Raw genomic sequence first — 22,009 nt, forward strand, 5'->3', positions numbered from 1 at the left:
GCTAAGGCGACCCAGCCTAGCATAAACCTCTGTAAACGCTGCGAAATACACGTGTTTGTGGACGGAAACTAGTCTAGTAGAGTCCGCGAGTGGCAATCATTCGTCGTGAGTCGATGCTAATGTACGCGTTTCGCAGCACTCCGGCTCGCTATATCGCCTAAGACGGCATGAAGAAGCGATCCAACTTCCAGTTCGGCGAACCTGGGCGCAACTCCTGATTCGGACAACTGAAGGAGAATTGTCTTGGCAGTGCCGCGCCAGAACGCATTCGCATCTTCGCCGTTCTTGGTTTCCAGCACGCGGGCAATTCCCTCGACCAACTTCCGCCGCCGATACAGCGGAAACGCCCTTATGTTTGACACCGATCACCTACCCATTCAGTCTCGCGATTAAGCACTGGAGGATGAGAAAATCTGGTTAACGGCACATCCTTTTTGTTGGGTGAGCGTGTAGCGGGAGTTCTGAGGTCGGGCGGCGGCTTGGGCGCAACTGTCGGGTAGCAGGGATGGGCCAGAGCGACATTGGCCAATGTCCGTTCACCAGCCAAGACGGTCCGGGCTGGCAGAGCGAATGGACTTCGCTATGTCGGACGAGCAGCCTGGACGACGAATATGTTGGTCCCTGCCGGCGCCTGCCGTGGTAAGCGGGATCGGTTGTCCGATTTAGGAGCATGCCTGCCGCACCAAAGGGCTGCAATGCGCGCCGGCGAACCCAATGGGTCAAAGCGGGGATACGGCCTCGGAAGCAAGCCGTGAGGAATAGCTTAGCTGCCGGTATTCTGTGAAGGATCGTTAGCCGCGGCGTCCGACGTGAACAAGCCCTATGTCCCAATCAAGGGAACTGTGACTGTCGTTGCGTAATTTATCGGATACTGGTCGAAATATGGGAACTCGATGACGAAGGCATAGGTGGCGGTCAGATGCGCTAAGCGGAACCCGCCGCTAGGGGGATCGATCCCAATCGTAACCACGACGTCTTTCAGTCCCAGATCCAGTAATTTTTGCGTGGCGATGGCTTGGATCTGGGCCTGCGTCAGCGAGTTCTTCATCTGCAGCGCACGCGAGGACGTTTCCAGCGTATACCGAACGCTCGACATGCCGTTCAGAGCCCAGCCGAACGCGAAAATGCCGAACAAAAGCATCATCAGAAAAGGCGCGAGCAGTGCGAACTCCAATGCAGCTCCGCCTGATGCATTGCCCGCGAAAGGTCTCCGTTCAGCGGACACGAATCACCTGTTGATGACCGAGCTCGCGTGAAAAGGAAACCTCGCCAAAACTGAAGGGCGGTGACCAGGTGGCTGTCGCCTGGATTACGAGGAAGACCGAGGGGGCTTTCAAAGTGTCGCACAGGATCGATGGATCGACCACGATGTTCCCGCACATATATTTACGGCTCAGCGTCACCTGCGCGCCATCGGGGTGGTTTTCCCAGCTCGAAAGAGCGACAGCTTGGATGGTGGCGTCCTCGACGGCTCCTTGCATCACGAGGTTCGCCGCCGTCTTGACGCCTGCACGCATCGACAACGTGTTTGATACGAAGGACCAGCCGTTAATGATGCCAAGAAGTACCAGGCAAAGGATGGGCACAATCAGTGCAAACTCTACCGCAGCAACACCTGAATCGCTCCGGAAAATTCGGACGGATCGCCGTTCCACGAAAATTACTCGACAAGCCGAACGGATTGCGTCGCCGGAATATTGCGCATTCCGAGGCTCGTGCAATCCTGGCTGATGCTGGTGTTGCCGGACCACTGCAAGGTGCCGGCGACGACCTGGGTGCAACCACCCTTGCCAGAGAAATTGCCGAGATAATTGACGTCCTGGGTTGGAAAATACAGAGCGCCGGTCAAAAGTGAATCCGCCGTCCCATTGAAGGTGTTCGACCCCGTCAGGTTACCTTTGTTGCCGTAAAACAGAACACCGGAATACGTGCCCGACGTGGGTGCGCTAAGCTTGATGGTGGCGTTACCGTTCATGCTGACGCCCGAGCTGCCGGCCAGATAGATGAAGACGCCGTCACCGGAGATATTGGCGTTCGCGTTCGCTTTGAAATCACCGCCTCCGATGACGTACACGCCGGGCGAGAGGGCAACATTGCCGCTCAGGCTCAACCCGCTGCAGTATGTCCCGGGGTTCAGGGTCGACAATCTCGGATTTTGACAAGAGTCAGTGGCCGGTGGCGCGGGCAGGTCGGCAAACGGGTCACCGGCGGGTAAGGCCTGAGTTATCGGGCTGGCGCAAACGGTTGTCACAGGGTTGCTCAGCGAAACGCCGCCGGCTGATATGAGGCAGTCGGCCTGAAGGTTGGCCGATCCCTGAAGTTTGATGGCGTCGGCGGCTATCGAATTCGACATTACGGAGCAGCCCGTCATTTTTATGGTCGAACTGCCGGAAAACAGCGCCGCTTTCGGGGCGGAAGGATTGAGCGACAAAGCGCAGGCTTTTGATGCGTCAGTGATGAGAGCCACCGCTCTTGCCCGTGCGCCGACCGCGTTCTGCGTGAATATCGATGTAAAAAATCGATCGAGGTTTTGGTGAACGATTACCTCAACGGCGTTTTTCGCCACGCTTGATCCGGACGAAGGGGGGCTGAAAACTTCGATCGTGCCTGCCGACGCTGCAAAACCGTTCGAGGCTGCTGAAAGCGTCGCGGCGGAGACAATCGCGGACTTGTCTGATCCCGAAACCTTTTCCAAAGCGCCTGCATAGGCTGCCGCGTCGGCCACCGCCTGCAATTTCAAGCTACTGTAGTACCAATAGGAGGTTTCGACACCGAGGCCCGCACCGCCGACAACTATCGGCAAGGACAGCGCGAAAACAACGGCTACGTTGCCGTTATTCCCGAGGCGTCGTCGTAGACCGCGGCCGAACCGGTCGAAGATATGGGCGACCCATTCCATTGAGGTTTGTAGGCGCAAATACATGAAAGAATGAATAAGAAATTCCCTCCACTTGCACCCTCCTGGGCGGGCTCTGACTCAGAGATCCTGTCCATCGCCCCACCTGAGGCGGGCGAACGCGAACGAGCCTCTTGGTCGCTGGCAACTGGGGGCGCGGTGTCGATGATTTCACATACAAAATGGGGTTCGTTGACGGCGAACAAAAGTGACGCGATCGGCGGCGCCTTCAAGATCGTCGGCAACAGATATTCGGCCCTTCAGAGGGCCCGCGCCTGCACAAGTCCACATCACGGCGCGCGCAAGTCTCTTCGTCGCCGCGAGCTTGCCAGATCACTAGATGTTTTGGCGCGACCCGATAGATTCACTGAAGCGTCCGCGGTGACACGCGACCTGACGCATCCATTGCCGTGTGCCTGTCTTAGGTATTTTATGCCTAGAGGATGAATTCAGCTGATTTGACACTGATGGCAAACACTGCGAACCCACCTTATGAAAATTCCGGCGAGCATCGGCGCGAGCGCCGCCACCGTGTGCTAAAGGGCGGCACGATCATCACCGGGATCCAGAATTCCGAAATCAGCTGCACCTTGCGCAATCAACACGAGGGGGGTGCCGAGCTGAAGGTCGCGCCCGAAGCCCGGGTTCCCGATCGCTTCTTGCTCTACGTCGCGGTTGATGGACTTGCCTATCGATCGGAGGTTTGCTGGCGCCGCAACGACCGTATCGGCGTCAAATTCACCGGCACCGAGCCCAAACCGAAACTCCACTACGGCTGACCGACGGCAAGATGAAGGTCAGCGCGCCGCCATCCGGCCCGCAAACCAGCACTCCCCTAGGCGGGCACCTTCGCCAATTGCGCGCGTCCACCATAGGCGCGCAGGACACCTTCAGTGGCGGCGCTCGCGTTCTGAAACCCTGAAACCATTCGGCAAATCTCGGTCTGAGGCTCTCCTCCACTGGCCCTCAACCCGTCACCGCGACGCGGGCCGAATCTAATTCTTCGGGGCAGAGCGGAACTCGGGAAGCGAGCGCCGACTAGCAGAGGTCTTCCTCAGAAAGTCTGTACCCCGGCAAAGGAAATTTTCCGCTTTCGCGGGAGCCTTTGCTATGTCCGGGCCGCAGTCGCAAGGTCGCTACTTCAACGAACACATCCGCAATTTTTCGGGTGCCACCTGTTGCTGGCGATAGCGATCGGGGATGAGCTAACATTTTGGTGCTGATGTGGCCTTGTCACTCCAACTGTCGCTTGGTGGACGCATTGCAGCTGATGCGCATATGGTGTCCTGACGGTCCGCGCGCGCCGGGCAAACCCGATCCCGAGCCCGACTTGGTGCAACAACGCTTGATCGGCCCGGCCGCACGAACTGCGGCGGGTTTTTGTTTAGCTCGATTGAACACCGGTCCGCAGAGAACGTCAGGCGCACCCAGTAAACCTACCGCTGCCTGAGTTCACGCGATGATTGTTGTCATAGAGCGGTGATATCGATAACATACAACCGATTTGATTCTAGAGGAGCCGGGCTAATGGACAAAGCCGAAACCAGTTCCTGCCATACGATGTGCCGTTTGCTGCGGCTAGCGCAGAGGCATGATGGCTAAGACAGCGTCGTCGAGGCCCCTCGAGAGCCAAGCACCGACTATGGTCGATGTAGCCCTGCGGGCTGGCGTGTCGGCCATGACGGTCTCGCGCGCTTTAAAGGACGGCGGCCGCGTTTCCATGACCACTCGGGAAAAGATCATGGCCGCGGTCAACGAGCTGGGCTATGTGCTCGACCAGTCGGCCGGCAGTTTGTCTTCGCGCAAGACCGGATTTGTCGCGGCGATCGTTCCCTCGATCAACAATTCAAATTTCGCCGACACGGCGCGCGGCATTACCGATGAGCTGGAAAGCACGGGGCTCCAGCTTCTGCTCGGATACACCGACTACACGGTCGAGAAGGAAGAGAAGCTGATCGAAGCCATGCTCCGACGTCGGCCGGAAGGCATCATTCTGACCGGCGGCGCGCATACGGACCGGGCACGTCAACTTTTGAAAAGCACGGGCATCCCGGTGATCGAAACCTGGGAGTTGCCGGCCAAGCCCATCGACCAGGTTGTCGGCTTCTCCAACGAAGAGGCAATGGGGCTTCTCGTAAGAACGCTCGCCAGAAAGGGCTACCGGAAATTCGGCTACATTGGTGGTACGACCTCGCGCGACACGCGCGGCAGCCAACGGCGCGAAGGCTTCGTCCGAGCCATCGAGGAGCTCGGTCTGCCGAATGGCCGGCTTGTTTCCTTCGGCGTGCCGCCGATCTCGATCGAGCAGGGCGGGCAGGCCGTCGTCAGCATGCTGGAGCGTTGGCCGGACATTGAGGCCGTGCTGTGCGTCTCGGATCTGTCGGCTTTCGGGGCACTAATGGAATGCAAGCGCCGCGGAATGCGGGTCCCGCAAGACATCGCCATCGCCGGCTTCGGCGACTATGAGGTTGCCGCTTTCTGCCATCCTGGCATCACCACGGTAAATGTTGATTGTTACGGCATCGGGCGGCAGGCTGCACGCCGGCTCATCCAGATCATCCGGGGTGGCGAGAAGAACCACGGACAGGAAATCGTCCTGACTGGTTATCGTGTCGTTGAGCGCGAAAGCACCTGAGTTTAGCCTAGCGCGATCTGAACCTTCATCGATTTGTTTCGGTTGCCGGCGATCTCGAAGGCCGCAACCGCCTCATCGAGCGGATAGATGCCGGTCAAAAGTGGTTTCACATCGACGCGGCGCTGGTTGATCAGATCGATTGCGAGTGCGAACTCGTCATGGAAGCGGAAGCTGCCGCGCATCTCGATCTCCTTGGAGACGATCAGGTTCTGCGAAATCGAAAGGTCGCCGCCGAGCCCCAGCTGAACGAGAACGCCGCGCGGCTTTAGGACATCTAGACCCGCCCGCACTGCGCGCTCGTTGCCGGAGGCCTCGAACATCACGTCGAAGCTACCTTTGTTAGCATTATAGGCAGCAAGCTTTTCGCTATTTGTCGCGACATTGATGGTATGGTCGGCGCCGATCTCCAAGGCCTTCGCCAGCACGCCGTCTATGACATCGGTCGCAACGATTTCGCGTGCGCCGTGCGCTCGGGCGGCAAGGATACAAAGCGCGCCGATCGGGCCGCAGCCAGTGATGAGAACGCGTTTGCCGAGCAGCGAACCTGCGCGGTTGACGGCGTGCAGCGTCACCGCAAAGGGCTCGGCAAAGGCGGCTTCGTTGATCGAAACATGATCTGCGATCTTATGACATTGCCATGCCTCGGCGACCAGTCGCTGGCGGAACGCACCCTGGATGTGCGGCATCGGCATGGCGCTGCCGTAAAAACGCATGTTAAGACACTGGTTCTGCATGCCTTGGAAGCAGTAACGGCAGGCATTGCACGGCCGGCTGGGCGAGATAGCGACGCGGTCGCCGACAGCGAGCGAGGAAACGCTGCCGCCCACCGCGTTGACCGTGCCGGCGACCTCATGGCCTAGGATCATCGGCTCGCGAAGACGGATCACACCGAAACCGCCATGGTTGTAGTAGTGCAGGTCCGAGCCACAGATGCCGCCCGCCTCGACGGCAATCTCCACCTGTCCATCGCCAGGAATATCTGGATCGGTCTCTTCGATCCTCAGGTCTTTTGCAGCATGAATGACGATCGACTTCATCAGGTGGTCCTTCCTCAGACGACCGGCGTCAACAAGGGCTGTCCGCCGAAATGGGCCGCGAGATTATCACGAACGAGCTGACCCATGGCTTTGCGGGTCTCAACCGTGCCGCTTGCGTGGTGAGGCTGCAGTACGACGTTGGAGAGCCTCAGGAAGCGCTCGTCGATCGTCGGCTCGTTCCAAAACACATCGAGCCCGGCGCCCTTGATTGCGCCCAATTCCAAAGCAGCAAGCAATGCGGTCTCGTGGATCGTGCTGCCGCGCGAAATGTTTATCACGATGCCGTGCGTTCCGAGTGCTGCCAGAACCGCCGCATTGATGATGTGCTTCGTGCTGTCACCGCCGGCAAGCGTCACGATCAGGAATTCGCTCTGTCGTGCCAGCTCGACCAGATCGCCGACGAAGGCGTAGGGTAGGTCGTCGCGCTTGCGCACATCGAAATAGGAAATCGCACAGTCGAATGCAGCGGCGCGCTTGGCCACAGCCGCGCCGACACGGCCCATTCCGACGATGCCCAGCCTTTTGCCGCAGACGCGCGTGACCAGTGGCATGTTGCCCTTGCGCCAGCTGCCGTCGCGGACATAGGCGTCGGCCTGCGGGATTTTTCGAGCGACGGCGAGCAGCAAGCCGATGCCGATATCGGCAACATCCTCGGTCAGCACATCCGGTGTATTGGTGACGTGGATGCCATTCGCTCTGGTGTAAGCAAGGTCTATGGCGTCGGTGCCGACGCCATAACAAGAGACGATTTCGAGCATCGGCAGTTTTGCCATCAGCGCTGCACTGGCACCAAGCTCGCCGCGTGTCGCGATGGCGCGGACGGCGCCGGCATGACGGGCGACCAAGGCGTCCTTGTCCTCGGCCTGCCATAATTTATGGACGCGATATTTGGCCTCGATGTCTGCCATATCCCAATCCGGATAGGGACCTGTCATCAATATGTCGGTCACGGTGTTGTCTCCTCCGCGAATTCATTTTCTTATTGACTATGTTATCGATAACATTCATGTCAATAGTGGCTAGGGGCGGCGCGAACGAAATCGTGTCCGCTTTTGGGAGGTTGGTCTGGAGGTGCGCATGAGCAGTTCGCTCTTCGATTTGACGGGCAAGCGGGCGCTGGTCACTGGCTCGGGGCAGGGGATCGGCCTGGCCTTGGCACAGGGGCTGGCGCAGCACGGCGCCGAAATCGTGCTCAATGGGCGCAGCGCCGAAAAGGTCGCGGCCGCTGCCGATGCACTGGCGGTCAAGGGTCACAAGGCTCACAGCGCGGTCTTCGACGTCACCGATCACGCTGCTGTCGTCAAAGGCGTCGCGGAGATTGAGGATGCGGTCGGCGCCATCGATATCCTCGTCAACAATGCCGGCATGCAGTTCCGGACGCCGCTTGAGGATTTTCCCGCCGAAAAGTGGGACGAATTGCTGCGCACCAACATCTCCAGCGTGTTTTTCGTCGGGCAAGCGGTAGCGCGCCACATGATCCCGCGGCGGAGCGGTAAGATCATCAACATCGCCTCGGTGCAGAGCGAACTCGCTCGTCCCAATATCGCCCCCTACACGGCAACGAAGGGCGCGGTGCGCAACCTGACGCGCGGCATGTGCGCCGACTGGGCCAAGCATGGGCTTCAGGTCAACGCCATCGCGCCTGGCTATTTCAAGACGCCGCTCAACCAGGCGCTGGTCGACAATCCCGAATTCTCGGCCTGGCTGACCAACCGCACGCCTGCTGGACGCTGGGGCGAAGTCGGTGAACTGGTCGGCGCGACGATTTTCCTGGCCGGACCGGCCTCATCCTTTGTCAATGGACACACGCTCTATGTCGATGGCGGCATTACAACGTGCCTCTGAGGCGGCGCTCATTGTCGTGATGGGTGTCAGCGGCTGCGGCAAGACCAGCATCGGCGTCGAGATCGCCGCGCGGACCGGGGTTGCCTTCCTCGAAGGCGACACGCTGCATCCGGGTAGCAATGTCGAGAAAATGTCGGCGGGCATCCCGCTTGGCGATGATGATCGCTGGCCCTGGCTGGATCTGGTGGGCGCAGCCTTGCGCCAGGCCTATGAAGAGGGCCGCGGGCTGGTGGTGAGTTGCTCGGCTCTGAAGAAATCGTATCGCGATCGCCTTCGCCATGCGGCGGGTGGGCCGCTGGCGTTCATATTCGCGGCGGGATCGCGCGCCCTGCTGCAAGCCCGGATCGCCGAACGTCGCGGTCACTTCTTTCCGCCAGCGCTGCTCGACACTCAGCTCGCCACACTGGAAAGCCCGGGCGATGAACCGCTTGTGGTCACCGTCGATATAGACGCTCCGGTCGACAGGATCGCCGACGCGGCCTTGAAAGCGCTCGGCAATTTTCTGCAGCCCCATGCTGCCGGCACAAAGAACGAGGCACGTTGAAAATGACACAAGCAGCAGCGAAGGTCGCCGTCATCGGCGCCGGCATTATGGGATCGGCGATCGCCACCCGCCTGGTCGAGACAAAGCAGGCAGTGACGGTGTTCGACCTCGATAAGGCGAAGGTCGCCGCGTTGACTGCAAAGGGCGCGGCTGCCGCCACCTCGATTGCCGAGGCAACGCGAGCGAGCAGCTTCGTGGTCCTCAGCCTCAACCATACCGACATCGTGCGCTCGGTGGTGTTCGGCGAGAACGGTGTCGCGGTTGCCGGGTCGTCCGAAAAGCTCCTAATCGACATGTCGTCGATCGACCCGGCCGACACCGCTCACATGGCAAGACAGCTTTCGGCCGAGACCGGCATGAGATGGGTCGACTGCCCGCTTTCAGGTGGCGTTCCTGGCGCTTTGGCGGGCCGACTGACTGTCATGGCGGGCGGCGAAACAGCTGACTTCGAACACGCGCGCACTGTGATGCGGCATCTGTGCGCCAACTACACGTTAATGGGGCCGAGCGGAGCCGGGCAGACGACCAAGCTGATCAACCAGCTTTTCTGCGCTGTCCTGTTCCAGGCCGTTGCCGAAGCCGTGAAGCTCGCTGAGGCCGGCGGCGTCGATCCGAAGGCAATCCCGGCGGCGCTTAAGGGGGGACGCGCCGATTCCAGCATCATGCAGGAGTTCATGGTGAAATTCGCCGCCCGGGATTTCTCGCCGACCGGCCGCATCGACAACATGTTGAAGGATCTCGATTCGCTGCAGGCCTTCGCCCTCAAGACCAACACGCCGATGCCGATGACCGGGCAAGTGGTCGAGGTCCATCGCCTGCTCTGCGCGGCTGGCCTGGGGCCGAAGGATTCGGCAGAGATGATGCGCCTTCTCGACGGCAAGATTGCCGGCTAGCAATCGAACACTTTGTCGCTTGACGCCCGGAAATGTTATCGATAACATCAGCTGGCGATCTTGGGAGGAACGCTTTGTGGCCGAAGAAAAACTGATTGAGTTCAAGTCGGTTACGAAAGAGTTCGGCGGCACTCGCGCTCTTTCCGACGTAACGCTCGATCTCCACAAGGGCGAGATCCTGGCACTGCTCGGCGAAAATGGTGCCGGCAAGTCGACGCTGATCAAGACGCTTGCCGGTATCTATCGGCCCGATGGCGGCCGTATACTGTTTCGTGGCGAGCCGTATCACCACCGCCCGCCACGGCCGAGCCAGCGTCAGTCGGTTGCCTTCATTCACCAAGATCTCGGCCTGATCGATTGGATGACGGTTGGCGAGAATGTCGGCCTAGCCCAGGGGTTCTCGGTTCGCTCAGGTCTCATCGACTGGCATGCTACCGAAGAACGCGCGCGCGCGGCACTCAAGCTCGTCGGCTGTGATTTCGACCCGACGACGCGTGTCCAGGATTTGACCCGCACAGAAAAATCGCTGGTCGCCATCGCTCGCGCCTTGGCCACCGAGGCCGATGTGCTGGTGCTCGATGAACCGACCGCCAGCCTGCCTGCCGACGAGGTCGATCGCCTGTTCGACGCCATCCGCCCGCTGAAGCAGCGGGGCGTGGGCATGATCTATGTCTCGCATCGTCTCGACGAGATTTTCCGCATCGCCGACCGTGTCGCCGTGCTGCGCGACGGCAAGCTGGTCGGCCAGAAGAAGATTGCCGACACCAAGCCGGACCAATTGGTCGAGATGATTGTCGGCCGTCCTGTAAGTCAGGTTTTTACCAAGGCGTCGACAGAGGCCGGCAAGACGATCTGCACCGTCCGCGATCTGGTTTGTGCCGGCGCCGGTCCGGTCTCCTTCGAGGTGCGCAAGGGTGAGCTGCTCGGCCTGGTCGGGCTGCGCGGCGCCGGGCAGGAACTGGTCGGCCGGGCACTGTTCGGTTGTCAGCCATTTTCAGGCTCCGTGACGATACGCGGCGTTCACCCGGACCTGTCGAGCCCGATCGCGGCGATGGCGTCCGGCGTCGGCCTGATAGCCCGTGACAGGACCGAAGAATCGATCGCGGCCTCCTTGTCGATCCGGGAAAACAGCTTCCTCAACCCCGGCGCTGGCAAGCGCGGCCTCTTCTCGTTTCTGGCGCCGCACAAGGAGGCTGCCCTCGCACAAGCTATCGGCGGTTCGGTCGGGCTGCGCCCCAATGATCCGAACCTGCCAATCGAGGCATTGTCCGGGGGCAACCAGCAGAAAGTGGTCGTCGGCAGGTGGTTACACACCGGCCGCACTTTGCTGATCGCCGAAGATCCTACGGCCGGGGTCGACGTCGGCGCCAAGGCCGAAATCTACCGGCTGATCGGACGCGCGCTCGAAGCCGGCCTCGCTGTGGTCGTGGTCTCGACCGATTTCGAGGAGATCGCCCACATCTGCCATCGCGCGCTGGTGTTTTCGCGCGGACGCATTGTGCGCGAACTTACCCGCCACGACCTGACCACTTCCGCCGTGATCACCGCGGCATCGGCTTCCGAAGCCGCCTGACCCTTCCGGAGCAAAGCCATGCAATCTATCGAATCCAGCGCACTCGAGCCGACCCGTGGCGAAATGGCGGGATTGCCGTTGACGCAGAAGATTATTCGGCTGCTGCCGGTCTACGGGCTGGTGATCCTGACCCTGTTGTTGATCCTGCTGTTTTCGGTCTTGCTGCCGAACACGTTTCCGACGCTGCTCAATTTGCGCTCGATCATCTCCGACAAGGCGATCATCGCTTTGTTGTCGCTGGCGGCAATGATCCCGATGGCGTCCGGGCGCATCGACTTGACGGTCGGCTATGGGATCGTGCTGTGGCACATTCTTGCCATCAGCCTGCAAACCATGTTCGGCCTGCCATGGCCCCTGGCGGTGATGATCGTGCTGCTTCTTGGGGCGGCAACCGGCTTCCTCAACGGCCTGCTGGTCGAAGTAGCCCGTATAGACTCTTTCATCGCCACGTTGGGCACCGGTACCGTGCTCTATGCGCTGGCCCTATGGCACACTGGCGGCCGACAAGTGGTTGGTGTGTTGCCCAACGGGTTTTATGCGCTCAACGGCACGATGGTTTTCGGGCTGCCGATCACCGGGCTCGATGTGCTGGGCATCGCCGTCGCGCTCTGGATCGTTCTCGAATATTTGCCGATTGGCCGCTACGTCTATGCCATCGGCGCCAATCCGAAAGCTGCCGCCCTCAACGGCATTCCGGTGCGCCGCTTCGTCATTGGAGCCTTCATCTCATCGGGCTTCCTGACGGCGCTGACGGGCGTTTTGCTCGCCTCGAAACTGCGCATCGGGCAAGCCAGCGTCGGGCTGGAGTATCTTCTGCCGGCACTCGTCGGCGCGTTTCTTGGCTCGACGACGATCAAACCAGGACGCGTCAATGTGTGGGGCACGATGACCGGCGTCATCATCCTTGCGGTCGGCATTTCAGGCATCCAGCAGTTCGGCGGCTCGTTCTTCGTCGAGCCCCTGTTCAACGGCGTGACACTGCTCGTTGCGATCGGCATTGCCGGCTACGCGCAACGAAAGCGCGGCGCGGCGCACATAGCAAGGATCAAGAATGTCGCGCAATCTGCGAAGTGACCGGCACGGAACCAGCCCAGGGACAATGACGGTGGATTGCCGTCTGCAGCCAACAACGCTTGGCAACTACGAGATATTGGATGACCGGTTCCGGAAGCTGACGATTTCGCATGCCAAGCTGGAGCGGCTGTGGTCCGGCAGCCGCTGGGCCGAAGGTCCGGTCTACGTTCCGGCCGCTAAGCACCTGCTGTGGTCTGACATCCCCAACGATCGGCTGCTGCGGTACGATGAAACCGACGGTTCCGTCAGCGTCTTCGACACGCGCTGCAACAACCAGAACGGACATACCCTCGACCGCGAAGGCCGCGTCGTTGCTTGCGAGCATCGCGGCCGGCGCATCTCCAGGCTCGAGCACGACGGAGGTTGGAAGACCCTCGTCGAAACCGTCGATGGCAAACGGCTCAATTCACCGAACGATGTTGTTGTCAAATCCGACCGGACGATCTGGTTTACCGATCCGGTCTACGGCATTGAGGGCCATTATGAAGGTATCATTGCCAAGGCGGAGATCGGCGGATCCCATGTCTACCGGTTCGACGAGACCTCCGGCCACGTGAGAGCCGTCGTCACCGATCTGGTCCAGCCCAACGGTCTCGCTTTCTCCCCGGACGAAAAGATTCTTTACGTCTCGGACACCGGCGCAAGCCATGTGCCCGGCCTGCCGCGGGCCATCAAGGCATATGATCTTGCGCAAGACGGTCTCTCCGCTCGGGCACGCGGTGCTTTCGCCGAATGCGAGGCGGGTGCCTTCGATGGTTTCCGTGTCGATTACGGCGGCAATATCTGGGCCTCGAGCGCGGACTCGGTCCGCGTCTATTCGCCGGACGGGACCTTGATAGGCCGAATCCTGGTTCCGGAACTTGTCTCGAACGTTTGTTTCGGCGGTCCGAACCGGAACCGGCTCTACATCACCGCCCAAACATCCCTCTACGCTGTCTACGTGAACACCCAGCCAGCCGGCTCAGGTCCGGCAGCGGGAAAAATCGCCGCCTGAAACCACGCCGTGCCGATCAATCTCAAGCCTTCTCGGGAAGGCCAAAACATTTCAAACGCCAAGGGAGGTTACCGAACATGCAACGCAGAACATTCCTCACAGCATCCATCGCCTTGATTATGATCACGACCGCTGCTCCGTCCTTGTTCTCAAACCAAGCGCGCGCGGACGAGATGGCCGACGCCATGGCGGTCGTTCAAAAATATGCCCAGAAGGTCACCGCTTGGGACGGCCCGACCACTGGTCCGAAGGCCCAGCAAGGCAAGACGATCGTCGTGCTTGCCGGGGACCTCAAGAATGGCGGCATTCTCGGCGTCGCCAACGGTGTCGAGGAAGCGGCCAAGGCGATCGGCTGGGAGGTCAAGGTAATCGACGGCGCAGGATCGATTGGCGGGCGCACCGCCGCTTTCGGCCAGGCGATAGCGCTGAAGCCAAATGGCATCGTCATCGATGGGTTCGATGCCATCGAGCAGGCGCCGGCGCTGGAGCAGGCGAAGTCCGCGGGTATCCCGCTGGTCTCATGGCATGCGGGACCGGTCATCGGGCCTGATGAAAAGAGCGACGTCTTCGCCAATGTCTCGACCGATGCGATGCAAGTCTCTACCGCTGCGGCCGACTGGGCCTATGCCGACGCCAAAGGCAAGCCCGGCGTTATCATCTTCACTGACTCGACGTATGCGATCGCCATAGCCAAGGCCGACAAGATGAAGGCGGAAATCGAGCGGCTGGGTGGAAAGGTGCTCGAATATGTCGACACGCCGATCGCCGAGACTTCGCAGCGCATGCCGCAGCTCACAACTTCACTGCTGCAGAAATACGGCGATGCGTGGACGCACTCGCTGGCGATCAACGACCTGTATTTCGACTTCATGGGACCGTCGCTTGCCGCGGCCGGCAAGGCTGGCACCGACGCGCCGGTCAATGTCGCTGCCGGCGACGGCTCCGAATCCGCCTATCAGCGCATCCGTGCCGGCGAATTCCAGAAGGTAACGGTCGCCGAACCGCTCAACCTGCAGGGCTGGCAACTGGTCGACGAACTCAATCGCGCCATTGCCGGTGAAAAGTGGTCGGGCTACTTGTCGCCGCTGCACGTCGTGACGGCCGACAATGTGGAGTTCGACGGCGGCCCCAACAATGCATTTGACCCCGGCAACGGTTACCGGGACGAGTACAAGAAGATCTGGGGCAAATAGGCATTCGGCAAGCGGGCGCCTCACGCGATGCGCCCGCAAAGCCAGACTCACGTTGTGGTCGCAACTTCAGAAAATTGCTTGACCCGCTAACTGCCGCCACCGGGCGGCAGGTGATCCCAGGTAGAAAGTTAGGAAACTCTCGTCATGATCATTCGTTACGCCCTCTTCGAAGGTCAAATCCACGCCGGACGCGAGAGCGAGTTTCGGCGTTTCGTCAAGGAGAAGCTGGTGCCGCTGTGGACGCAGTTTCCCGGAGCCGAGGAAGTGCGAGTCTTGGACGGTGCGGTGCGGGACGAGGGCGCTCCGGTCTATGCCATGGCGCTCGCCATCCGGTATTCGGACATGGATAGCTGCAACCGGGCGCTTCTGTCCGATGTCCGGTCTCAGAGCCGGGACGTGACCGGCGAGCTGCTCAAGATGTTCACGGGACGTGTCCATCATCATGTCTTCGAGGCCAATGACTACGCACCTGACCAGATCTCAAAACAGCAGCAAACGGCGCACTAGCCGCAAGCCCGGCGCACCGCTTCTGAGTGAAATGTCACTGTCAATCGGCAAGACCTTCGGCGATTCCAACCATGTCGTTGTCCATCATCATTGCCGGATCGCTTGCTCCGGGCGGCAAGACCACCGAACAATTGCGATGGTCTCGTAGGCGGGCGTATCGGCGTTTCTGGCGCCGACCTCAACCAGGATCCCGCAATCTTTTTGCCACAAAAGTCATGCCGTCCACACTCCCCATCTGACTCGGTCAGTCGTGTATCTCTGGCCTGCTACCCCGCGACGACCAAGACCGTGCTTTCCGGCGATCAACGCAGCACGACATCCTGACCTTCCGCCAGCCTGGCAGCGCCGGTGTTCTGCACAATGACCTTGAGCGTCTGGCCAGCACCCTCGACAAAGTAGGTGCTGCTATTACCGGCGAAGATGCGCTTCGACACCTGGCCTCGCAGCACATTCGCATCGGCCGCATCCGGGGCCTCGGCATCAGTGACGATGCGGATGCGTTCGGGCCGCACGGCGCAGCTTGCCTTGGCCCCAGCTGTAAGCTTGGCACCCGCGCCTGCGGCAATCCCCGTTCCGTCAGGCAGCCGGATGCCCGTAACCAGTGGCGTTGCCGCGAAGGATGTTGGCGTCGCCCAGGAAGGTGGCGGCAAACTCACTCTTCGGCCGATCGTAGATCTCCTCGGGCGGGCCTTCCTGCACCAGTTTGCCATCGCGCAGAATGCCGATGCGGTCGCTCATCGTCAGCGCTTCTTCCTGGTCGTGGGTGACGAAGATCGTGATGCCGATCTCGCGCTGAATACGCTTGGGCTGCAATGGATGCCGCTTCGCGACGCATGACGACCATTCCCGACTTGCCCGCCGACCAATGCGGAAATCGTCGAGCCCGCGGTTGCGCCAGAGGCGGTCGTCGACGCTCAGAAATCGGCTTCTTCGAAATAATTGACCTTCAGCCATGTGTTCGACGGTCCACTCCTGTAGCGGCTGTCGGCGTGCTTCGAGACGATGCTCTCGAGCCCCATCTTCTCGATCGCGCGGAAGATCGCTAGCGCACTGTCCTCGAAATGCTCGCTGTACTGGATCTTGCCGAGGCCGTGCTCAACCAGTTGCCACAGCGCCTGCTTGCGCTGCAGCAGGGGCAAGGAGGCTAGATTGCGAGCGTCGAGATGGAGGATGTCAAACGCGACGAACACCAGCCGGCTGGGTTCGTTCCAGATCGTGGCTTCCAGCGCGGGGTAATCGGGAGCGCCCTGGTCGCCTGGCACAATGACCACGCCGTCGATAATGGCAGCCCGGCATGGCAGCTCGACAGCCAGCGCGATGGGCCAGTATTTCGTGGTCCAGTCACGGCCGTTCTTGTTGTAAAGACGCACGCCGTCTTTGTCGATGATGAGCTGCGTTCGGTAGCCCTCAAGATTGATCTCGTGAACCCATCCCCCATCATCGGGCGGCTGCTCGACCCAAGTCGGGATCTGTGGCGGAATGAACTCCAGCCGGCCACCGTTGACCTTGGCACGCTTACTCAATGGCGCCACCTTTGGCTGCGCAGCGAGGCTAATCGGCACAGGCGGCCCGACATCCCCCCAACTCGGACGCCTGCCGTCTGTGCCGGCCCCACCAAGCCATTGCGAGCATCTGCGCACGTCGCCGAATTGTCGTTAGCTTCGCATCCGAATACTTATCCGGGCGTACATATCTCGCTCTTGCGGCGCTCTTGCACGCCGTCCTTTGGCTAATTTCGGACGACCTTCGTCAGTCCATCAAAAGCACCACAGCGGGATGCAGCTTCTTCAGATTCGGCAATGATTTCGATTGCCAGGGTATGTCGGGCGTTCCACGCACGACGAGTCGAACATCGGGATGCTTGCGCACCTCGATGGTAAATTTCGCCAGCAGGTTGATGCCGGACGAGTTTAGAAAGTGAAGGTCCCTCAGATTGAGCGTAATGGAAGCGGGATCACAGGCAAGAACACTGGCCGCCAACGCCGTGATAGGCGCACCGGCCTCGGAACTGGCAAGCCGCATTGCACCGTCGAAGAAAATTTCGCTTCCTTCAGTCCACACACGGTAGTCGTCTGTCTTGATTTCCATAGCCTGGCTTCGTTTCATCTAGTTGTGAATTTGCGAGATCGGAATGGAGGCATATGTCTCCACGCAAATCCGATCGCTTTCGTCGGTGGCGCTGAATATCCAAGCCAGGCGTGCGCCGTAGTCGCTCATCAACGTCAGCAATCCAAGTCCGGAGCCTGCCATGTCGGGGTTGGCGGCATTCTCTTCAATTCGCTGTATCAGCAGGTCCATAGGGTCGCCAACCGTGAGATCCGCCAGGAGACTTTGGAACTTAGAGGCATCTTCACCATCGACGTCATTCGACACTTTGAGCTTGAAGCACTCCGAATCCATCGACGCCTCGATCAAGATCTCACCTGGTGCGCGAAACTTGACGGCATTTTCGATGAGTTCGTTGACCAGATATCCAATACTGTGCCGCACTTCTATGTAGTCATTGCGGGACGACCGGAAGCGCAACGCGAAAAGATCGGCGATGAAGTCCGCGGTCGTGGCACAATGACGCCAACTCAAGTCGAGAGGTCCGTCAAAGAGCCGCACGCGACTGGCGCTCTCCTTCATCCCGATTGCAATGTCAGGGGTACCGAACAGCGTTGTCATGGCTATTTGTGCCTTATGATCACGAGGGTGATGTCGTCGTGGATCTTCTGGACCCCGATATGGGCCATCAGATCGTCGATAATCCCGGTTTTGATGTCCTCGGCGCTGCTGCCGTGACGTTTTTGTGCGCTCTGACAGAGGCGATCGAACCCGAACAATTCTCTGTCTTGGGCTTCGGCCTCGGTCACACCGTCTGTGTGCAGCACGATCACGTCGCCGCTCCCGAACAGGATGTCACGCGTGGCAATGAACTTCGAGATGTCATTCTCCAAGCCAACCGGCAGACCCAGATCAATTGTATCGATACGTTCAACTTCCCCATCCGCGCGCAAGACGAGAACGTCCTCATGCTGGCCGGATAGCGTTACCCGCTCGTCCTCGAAGTCAAGAAAGGCCAACGAGAGATGCTTGCCGGTGTTCGTCCGCTCGATGTTCTTGTAGATTGCCCTGTTCAATCGATCGAGAAACTGGTGCGGATCCCCCTCGTTGGTCTCCTGCAGCGCACGTGCAACGGATTGGACCATCAGCATCAGCACGCCGCTCTCGAGACCATGACCGGTCACGTCGCCGATGCCGATCTTGACCCGTGGCCCGTTCTGCAGGACGTCGTAATAGTCGCCGCCGACCTCGTCGGCCGGCCGCATGTAGGCTGCGATCTCCAGCCCCGGAATCGCTTCTAGTTCGAATTGCTTCGGCAGGACCATCATCTGGATCTGTCTGGCGACCGCGAGTTCGGCACCAAGGCGAACGTTCTCGTCCTGCAGCTTTTCGTTGAGTGCGGAAATCTCCTGATTTGCGTCCCCAAGTTCCCTGGTTCGTTCGTCGACGAGTTGCTCGAGGTTTTCCGTGTGAAAGCTGATCTGCTCAGCCATGCGATTGAAAGCCACCCCTGCCGCTCCAACTTCGTCGCGCGTTGGGATGCTCACGCGGACTGAATAGTCTTTGGACTGGAGCCGCTGGGCGGCGCTGGCAAGCGCCCTGAGGCCCGCGGTGATCCGCTTCGAAATTCCGAGCACGGCGGCAAAAACAATCAGAAGCGAAACGACGATCGCGGCGATCTGAAAGAGCAGGATACGGTTGGTTGCGCGGGAAATACTCTTCTGCGCGGCGAACAGGGATGCATAGATCTCTCGTTCGGGAACGACGATCCCGACCGACATCATTTCGGACTTGATCGGTCCCGAACTCCACAGATTGGTCGGCTTCAATCTTTTGAGGACAACAATGTAGGGCACGCGTTCGCCCTTGTCGTCGAGCATGACATGCTGAATGACGCCGTCATTGTTCTGGTCGAGAGGCAGCGACGCGATAGCCGGCTGCGTACTTCCCCGCAGGGATCTCTCCAGGCCGGTGACGCCCTGGGTGCCCGCATCGCTCGATGAAGTCAGGCCGATGATTGCCTCGCCTGACGGATTGATCGCCACCACGTTGCCAGTCGACATTGTGAGAAAGCCGAACCCGGTCTCAGCGATCTTCACACGTTCGACGACTTCCGCGAGTTGATCGAGAGTGATGTCTGCTCCCGCCGTACCAGCGATACCGGTGCGATCGCGCGTCCACAGCGGGTGGAAAAAGCTGACGATTAGCTTTCCCGTGATCGCATCGGTGTACGGCGCTGTCTGGGTGATATCGTCAGGGACCGGACGCGAGGCTGGATCCTTGGCCCATTGCTGCCATGACCCGTAGATTCCCGGAAAGAAAAACTCCCAGAACTCCGCCTTGTTGTGGCCTGGATAGAGCCGGTCGAAGGTCTGTGCCTGGTCCGTATACGGTACGGTCCTGAAGATCGGCCGTTCCTTTGGACCAATATAGTACATTTGCAGTTTGGACGACCCGCTGGACATGAGCGTCGGCGCAACGAGGTCCAACACAGTGCTGTCTTCTATTTCCCGCTGAACGCTTGGCATTGGACTGTGGTCGGCGCCCAGCAGGTAGCCCCAGACGCTGACCACGGAAGGCGCTCCCGGCAGGTTCTGTGCCCAATCGCCCTGTGCGTTGTAGACGACCCTCACGGAGCCGGGCACCTCCTTCGAAAGCGTGGCCCCGACCTGTTGCTGCCTGCTTGGATCGTCGATTTGGGCCTGCAGCACGCCCGCCAGCGCCTTGACGTCCCCGTGGACTCGATCGAGCAGCAGGTCGACGCTTAACGCTGTCGATTCGGCATAGGAACGAATGTATTCTTGGTTTGCGGTCGTCAGGCCCTCACCGACTTCGGATGTGGCGTCGCGCGACAGTTTTTGAACATTCCAAAGCGCCAGGCCACCACTCAGCAGGAGGTCGAACAGGACGGCGCCGCCAACGACCAATACGAATTTCGCTCGAAAGGAGCGCAGGCCGAATCGCGGTGTTCGCCCATCATCGGCTTTCATTGCGGCCGTCTCCCCGATGCCACCCAGATCGGCCAACCCGCATAACCCTTGGGGTGGAGCGCAGCGAAAATGTGGTCCTGGAAGCCCTGGCGAAACCGTGCGACGAACTCCGGTCCATCGCCGCGTCTGGTCGCCATCTCGCCCGCATAGACATCCGCCCAGGCTGCAATGACGTCGGCGAAGTCCTGCGGATCCCCGTCCAGGTTAGTGACCATGAAGGTCTCCACACGGATGTCTTCGAATCCGGCTTCGATCAGGTATCGCCGGCTCTTGGGTCCAAGCTCGACGTCCATCTCGAAATGCCCGAACAGCTTCGCCACCTCGTTGTAGGTCCAACGAATGCTTTCGGCGCGCGGCTCGCCGAGGCAATGCGAATTCTTCTCGTTGGTGATGTAGACCCGACCGCCCGGCTTGCAGATGCGGTAGAGCTCCTTGAGAATGAGTTCAGGTCGATTGAAGATTTGAAGGGAATGTCGGCAGGTGACCAAGTCGAACTGCGCTTCGTCGAGCAGCATCTCCGACGCATCGCCATAGGTATATTCGATGCCCCGGATGTCGAACTCCCGCATCACCCGTCGAGCATAGTTCAGGCTTGATATGGAGTGGTCGAGGGCGACGATCCGCGACGGCTGGAACTCCTTCTGCGCGAGCACGGCGAAATCACCGATCCCGCAACAGATGTCAGCCATGACGATCCCGGACCTCATGCCGTGTCGCGGCAAGATTGCGCGCTCGTGGCGCCAGGTCATCGTTGTCTGAGTGCGCAGGATGGGTACGAACCCGCCTTCCTCAAGAAAACCCTGCCCCGGATAGAATTCGGTGTCATACTCCTCGACCGTGATGTTCGGTTCGATTGCGCTCAGGCGACCGAATTTTCGCGAGGTCCATCCGACGACGCTTGATGTGATGACCACGAATTTGAGATCGGGTCGAGCGCGACAAGCGTCGATGATGATCCTCGAAAAGCTGTGAAACGCAGCGTTGTTCATCTGCGTCAGGCGCCTGACATTGACGTAGAGAACGCCGCGCACATGGCCGATCGCATCGCGGAGCAATGCTATGCTCGGCCCAAGCTCATCGATCCCCTGAGGCCGGACCACTCCCGATATGGAGAACTCCTGGTTATTGGCGTCGTATTGCGCCTTGAAGCGCGGGAGAAGGTCGTAAGGGCTCAATGTTGCAAGCCCTCAAGCGGAAGGTCCACGACAAGCTTGATTGCATCGCCGTCGGCGTCCTCGAGCCACAGTGTCGCGTTGTAGTCAACAGCCAATTCCAGGAGTACGACCTCGCGGCTCGGCGCGAGATCCCCAGACACCGAATTGAGATACCGCTCTCTGGCCTCCATTCCTACGAACTGCGACACGGCTTCTTCGTAGAATTGGCGCTCCTCTGGCACGCAAGGAAATGTTAACTCGATCCTGTCCGTCGCGCCATGGCGAGACACCCTGCATGCCAGTTCGCCGTCGGCATGGCGAGTACGAAAGGCGACTTCCAGCAATTCGTTGAAGGCAGAGGAAAAGAGATTTGAATGGTGGACCGAGTCTGACCTGTTCTGACTGATCATCCGGGCCACGTATGTCGAGACATAATCGCAATGCTTCCAAGCGGAGACAAACGCTTTGATTTCCATGTCGATCTGGATCATCGGCTCAAAAGTCGGCTCGCCAGCCAGGTCATGATGAACAGGTCCCATCGGCATCCTCACTTGTTCCATCAGTATTGAGCTCTCGCGGGGTGATGGCCTCCGCGATGAAAAATTTCTCCGCGCCCGCAATGAGTCAG

At 59.9% G+C, this 22,009-nt stretch carries 22 protein-coding genes and 1 pseudogene; 10 read left to right on the forward strand and 13 right to left on the reverse strand.

Annotation, left to right across the window (positions count from 1 at the left end; all coding sequences use genetic code 11):
- Nucleotides 1–116: 116 nt before the first annotated feature.
- The 4 genes from AC0L2X_RS28915 to AC0L2X_RS28930 all read right to left on the reverse strand — a co-directional run bounded on the left by AC0L2X_RS28915 (nt 117) and on the right by AC0L2X_RS28930 (nt 2,899).
- Nucleotides 117–362 (reverse strand): DUF6074 family protein, encoded by a 246-nt coding sequence (locus AC0L2X_RS28915; RefSeq protein ID WP_473553593.1) that lies wholly within the window; start codon nt 360–362, stop codon nt 117–119.
- A gap of 458 nt (nt 363–820) precedes the next feature.
- A complete protein-coding gene (locus AC0L2X_RS28920; RefSeq protein WP_473553595.1) occupies nt 821–1,174 on the reverse strand; it encodes a TadE/TadG family type IV pilus assembly protein in 354 nt (117 codons plus the stop codon).
- Nucleotides 1,175–1,214: 40 nt separating this feature from the next.
- Nucleotides 1,215–1,655, reverse strand: a complete 441-nt coding sequence (locus AC0L2X_RS28925; RefSeq protein ID WP_473553597.1) for a TadE/TadG family type IV pilus assembly protein — start codon at nt 1,653–1,655, stop codon at nt 1,215–1,217.
- A 5-nt stretch (nt 1,656–1,660) separates the two neighbouring features.
- Complete coding sequence (locus AC0L2X_RS28930) at nt 1,661–2,899, reverse strand: pilus assembly protein TadG-related protein (protein WP_473553598.1); 1,239 nt, start codon at nt 2,897–2,899, stop codon at nt 1,661–1,663.
- A 464-nt stretch (nt 2,900–3,363) separates the two neighbouring features.
- On the opposite strand from AC0L2X_RS28930, the gene AC0L2X_RS28935 reads away from it, so the two are divergent.
- Both AC0L2X_RS28935 and AC0L2X_RS28940 read left to right on the forward strand, forming a co-directional pair.
- A complete protein-coding gene (locus AC0L2X_RS28935; RefSeq protein WP_473553600.1) occupies nt 3,364–3,675 on the forward strand; it encodes a PilZ domain-containing protein in 312 nt (103 codons plus the stop codon).
- 863 nt (nt 3,676–4,538) lie between these two features.
- On the forward strand, nt 4,539–5,531 hold the full coding sequence (locus AC0L2X_RS28940; RefSeq protein ID WP_473553601.1) for a LacI family DNA-binding transcriptional regulator: 993 nt from the start codon (nt 4,539–4,541) through the stop codon (nt 5,529–5,531).
- 2 nt (nt 5,532–5,533) lie between these two features.
- Here AC0L2X_RS28940 and AC0L2X_RS28945 read toward each other — a convergent pair whose 3' ends face one another.
- A complete protein-coding gene (locus AC0L2X_RS28945) occupies nt 5,534–6,568 on the reverse strand; it encodes an L-idonate 5-dehydrogenase (protein ID WP_473553603.1) in 1,035 nt (344 codons plus the stop codon).
- 14 nt (nt 6,569–6,582) lie between these two features.
- On the reverse strand, nt 6,583–7,503 hold the full coding sequence (locus AC0L2X_RS28950) for a 2-hydroxyacid dehydrogenase (protein WP_473553697.1): 921 nt from the start codon (nt 7,501–7,503) through the stop codon (nt 6,583–6,585).
- A gap of 142 nt (nt 7,504–7,645) precedes the next feature.
- Between AC0L2X_RS28950 and AC0L2X_RS28955 the strand changes: the two genes are divergently transcribed.
- From AC0L2X_RS28955 to AC0L2X_RS28990, 8 genes are all read left to right on the forward strand, one after another.
- Nucleotides 7,646–8,413 carry an SDR family oxidoreductase gene (locus AC0L2X_RS28955; protein WP_473553604.1) on the forward strand — a complete coding sequence of 256 codons (768 nt, stop codon included), beginning with the start codon at nt 7,646–7,648 and terminating at the stop codon, nt 8,411–8,413.
- Nucleotides 8,382–8,957, forward strand: coding sequence for a gluconokinase (locus AC0L2X_RS28960; RefSeq protein ID WP_473553606.1), 576 nt, complete (start codon nt 8,382–8,384; stop codon nt 8,955–8,957). The genes AC0L2X_RS28955 and AC0L2X_RS28960 overlap by 32 nt, the downstream gene beginning before the upstream one ends.
- Before the next feature lie 2 nt (nt 8,958–8,959).
- Nucleotides 8,960–9,850: an NAD(P)-dependent oxidoreductase gene (locus AC0L2X_RS28965; protein WP_473553608.1), complete on the forward strand. Its 891-nt coding sequence runs from the start codon at nt 8,960–8,962 to the stop codon at nt 9,848–9,850.
- Nucleotides 9,851–9,926: 76 nt separating this feature from the next.
- On the forward strand, nt 9,927–11,423 hold the full coding sequence (locus tag AC0L2X_RS28970; RefSeq protein ID WP_473600849.1) for a sugar ABC transporter ATP-binding protein: 1,497 nt from the start codon (nt 9,927–9,929) through the stop codon (nt 11,421–11,423).
- A gap of 18 nt (nt 11,424–11,441) precedes the next feature.
- Nucleotides 11,442–12,497 (forward strand): ABC transporter permease, encoded by a 1,056-nt coding sequence (locus AC0L2X_RS28975; protein ID WP_473553612.1) that lies wholly within the window; start codon nt 11,442–11,444, stop codon nt 12,495–12,497.
- Between the two features lie 25 nt (nt 12,498–12,522).
- Nucleotides 12,523–13,491, forward strand: coding sequence for an SMP-30/gluconolactonase/LRE family protein (locus AC0L2X_RS28980; RefSeq protein ID WP_473553613.1), 969 nt, complete (start codon nt 12,523–12,525; stop codon nt 13,489–13,491).
- 77 nt (nt 13,492–13,568) lie between these two features.
- Nucleotides 13,569–14,684 (forward strand): ABC transporter substrate-binding protein, encoded by a 1,116-nt coding sequence (locus AC0L2X_RS28985; RefSeq protein WP_473553615.1) that lies wholly within the window; start codon nt 13,569–13,571, stop codon nt 14,682–14,684.
- A gap of 144 nt (nt 14,685–14,828) precedes the next feature.
- Nucleotides 14,829–15,191: a hypothetical protein gene (locus AC0L2X_RS28990; protein WP_473553616.1), complete on the forward strand. Its 363-nt coding sequence runs from the start codon at nt 14,829–14,831 to the stop codon at nt 15,189–15,191.
- A 302-nt stretch (nt 15,192–15,493) separates the two neighbouring features.
- On the opposite strand, the pseudogene AC0L2X_RS28995 reads toward AC0L2X_RS28990, so the two are convergent.
- The 7 genes and pseudogenes from AC0L2X_RS28995 to AC0L2X_RS29025 form a co-directional block, all read right to left on the reverse strand.
- A pseudogene (locus tag AC0L2X_RS28995) lies at nt 15,494–16,004 on the reverse strand (TOBE domain-containing protein); the annotation flags it as partial.
- A 101-nt stretch (nt 16,005–16,105) separates the two neighbouring features.
- Nucleotides 16,106–16,714: an ATP-dependent DNA ligase gene (locus AC0L2X_RS29000; RefSeq protein ID WP_473553618.1), complete on the reverse strand. Its 609-nt coding sequence runs from the start codon at nt 16,712–16,714 to the stop codon at nt 16,106–16,108.
- 226 nt (nt 16,715–16,940) lie between these two features.
- Complete coding sequence (locus AC0L2X_RS29005) at nt 16,941–17,279, reverse strand: slr1659 superfamily regulator (protein ID WP_473553619.1); 339 nt, start codon at nt 17,277–17,279, stop codon at nt 16,941–16,943.
- 18 nt (nt 17,280–17,297) lie between these two features.
- The gene (locus AC0L2X_RS29010; protein ID WP_473553620.1) at nt 17,298–17,858 is read right to left on the reverse strand and encodes a slr1658 superfamily regulator; all 561 of its coding nucleotides are present in this window, start codon (nt 17,856–17,858) and stop codon (nt 17,298–17,300) included.
- Nucleotides 17,859–17,860: 2 nt separating this feature from the next.
- Complete coding sequence (locus tag AC0L2X_RS29015; protein ID WP_473600850.1) at nt 17,861–20,227, reverse strand: SpoIIE family protein phosphatase; 2,367 nt, start codon at nt 20,225–20,227, stop codon at nt 17,861–17,863.
- On the reverse strand, nt 20,224–21,402 hold the full coding sequence (locus tag AC0L2X_RS29020; RefSeq protein WP_473600851.1) for a methyltransferase domain-containing protein: 1,179 nt from the start codon (nt 21,400–21,402) through the stop codon (nt 20,224–20,226). Before AC0L2X_RS29020 ends, AC0L2X_RS29015 begins: the two co-directional genes overlap by 4 nt.
- Complete coding sequence (locus AC0L2X_RS29025; protein ID WP_473600852.1) at nt 21,399–21,941, reverse strand: ubiquinone biosynthesis methyltransferase UbiE; 543 nt, start codon at nt 21,939–21,941, stop codon at nt 21,399–21,401. The genes AC0L2X_RS29020 and AC0L2X_RS29025 overlap by 4 nt, the downstream gene beginning before the upstream one ends.
- Between the last annotated feature and the right edge of the window lie 68 nt (nt 21,942–22,009).

This window comes from Mesorhizobium sp. WSM4828 (genome assembly GCF_055811175.1).

Excerpts from the sequence above, each read along its gene's own strand:
- AC0L2X_RS28945 (WP_473553603.1), bottom strand. The coding sequence starts at position 6,568 with ATGAAGTCGATCGTCATTCATGCTGCAAAAGACCTGAGGATCGAAGAG.
- AC0L2X_RS28940 (WP_473553601.1), top strand. The coding sequence starts at position 4,539 with ATGGTCGATGTAGCCCTGCGGGCTGGCGTGTCGGCCATGACGGTCTCG.
- AC0L2X_RS28930 (WP_473553598.1), bottom strand. The coding sequence starts at position 2,899 with ATGGAATGGGTCGCCCATATCTTCGACCGGTTCGGCCGCGGTCTACGA.
- AC0L2X_RS28965 (WP_473553608.1), top strand. The coding sequence starts at position 8,960 with ATGACACAAGCAGCAGCGAAGGTCGCCGTCATCGGCGCCGGCATTATG.
- AC0L2X_RS28960 (WP_473553606.1), top strand. The coding sequence starts at position 8,382 with ATGTCGATGGCGGCATTACAACGTGCCTCTGAGGCGGCGCTCATTGTC.
- AC0L2X_RS28990 (WP_473553616.1), top strand. The coding sequence starts at position 14,829 with ATGATCATTCGTTACGCCCTCTTCGAAGGTCAAATCCACGCCGGACGC.
- AC0L2X_RS28980 (WP_473553613.1), top strand. The coding sequence starts at position 12,523 with ATGACGGTGGATTGCCGTCTGCAGCCAACAACGCTTGGCAACTACGAG.
- AC0L2X_RS29005 (WP_473553619.1), bottom strand. The coding sequence starts at position 17,279 with ATGGAAATCAAGACAGACGACTACCGTGTGTGGACTGAAGGAAGCGAA.
- AC0L2X_RS29015 (WP_473600850.1), bottom strand. The coding sequence starts at position 20,227 with ATGAAAGCCGATGATGGGCGAACACCGCGATTCGGCCTGCGCTCCTTT.
- AC0L2X_RS29025 (WP_473600852.1), bottom strand. The coding sequence starts at position 21,941 with ATGGAACAAGTGAGGATGCCGATGGGACCTGTTCATCATGACCTGGCT.
- AC0L2X_RS28985 (WP_473553615.1), top strand. The coding sequence starts at position 13,569 with ATGCAACGCAGAACATTCCTCACAGCATCCATCGCCTTGATTATGATC.
- AC0L2X_RS28935 (WP_473553600.1), top strand. The coding sequence starts at position 3,364 with ATGGCAAACACTGCGAACCCACCTTATGAAAATTCCGGCGAGCATCGG.
- AC0L2X_RS28975 (WP_473553612.1), top strand. The coding sequence starts at position 11,442 with ATGCAATCTATCGAATCCAGCGCACTCGAGCCGACCCGTGGCGAAATG.
- AC0L2X_RS28950 (WP_473553697.1), bottom strand. The coding sequence starts at position 7,503 with ATGACAGGTCCCTATCCGGATTGGGATATGGCAGACATCGAGGCCAAA.
- AC0L2X_RS29010 (WP_473553620.1), bottom strand. The coding sequence starts at position 17,858 with ATGACAACGCTGTTCGGTACCCCTGACATTGCAATCGGGATGAAGGAG.
- AC0L2X_RS28955 (WP_473553604.1), top strand. The coding sequence starts at position 7,646 with ATGAGCAGTTCGCTCTTCGATTTGACGGGCAAGCGGGCGCTGGTCACT.